The sequence below is a fragment of the Algoriphagus sp. SE2 genome (assembly GCF_039563885.1).
Classification (GTDB): domain Bacteria; phylum Bacteroidota; class Bacteroidia; order Cytophagales; family Cyclobacteriaceae; genus Algoriphagus.
Genome location: NZ_JBCLWJ010000057.1, coordinates 1 through 882, shown reverse-complemented (window position 1 = coordinate 882; position 882 = coordinate 1). Strand labels below are relative to the sequence as shown.

Annotated in this window: 1 protein-coding gene; it reads left to right on the top strand. The window is 35.6% G+C overall.

Annotation, left to right across the window (positions count from 1 at the left end):
- Positions 1–15: 15 nt before the first annotated feature.
- Positions 16–882 (top strand): cupin domain-containing protein (locus AAGF08_RS20380; protein WP_343513296.1); only part of this gene is annotated, 867 nt, incomplete at its 3' end.

Genomic DNA, 882 nt, shown 5'->3' with positions numbered 1-882 from the left:
ACCAACCAATAACAAATGAAAAGTATTACACTTTTAATCTTGATCGCTTGTCTATTGTTATCCTGTAGGGAAAGCCCCAATGTTTCAGAGATTGAATTAGAGGAAAATAATAGCTTTTCTCTTCAAAATATAAATAAATCCAATACAGACATTGATGCAGTTCAAGCTTCGCCTTCTAATTTCAAAATCTTGTTGGATAATGAGTTTGTAAGAGTATTAGAATATACATTGGAACCAGGAGAGAAAGATGAATGGCATACACATCCAGCTAAAGCATCCTATGTTGTTTCTGGTGGAAAGGTTTTAGTTCATCGTGAAAATGGTGAAACTATTGTCTCAGAAGAACGAACAGGAACTTCATCTTGGATGAATGCTGTTGGCAAGCATTATGTGGAAAATACTGGCAAGACAAAGGTAAAAGTTATCCTAACAGAGGTTAAATCACTGACTGAATCGTTACACACAGAATCACTAACCCCTGATGAGGAAAATCAAGTTTACATCTTACTCAAGAAGCTTTACAAGTCTTTCTCATATGGGAATGCAGAAGAACCGGATTGGGAATTAATGCGTTCGGTTTTCTTTGAAGGAGCACAATTTGTATCTGAAGTTCCAGAAGGAAAAACGCCTAAACCTAAGACTATAGAAGAATTCATATCCAGTTGGCAAAACTCAATTCGTAATAGTAACTCGCCAACAATAGAAACCACTGAACGGATAATCGATACCAAGACTTCCAAAATAGGTAAATCGATTCGTGTTGACGTAGTTTTTCAAGCTTCAAAAATAAATGACCCTTCACCTAGAAAATATGGTCTAGATAGCCTCATATTAGTAAATGATGACGGCGTTTGGAAAATTCTATCTTTCATAATTCATTTC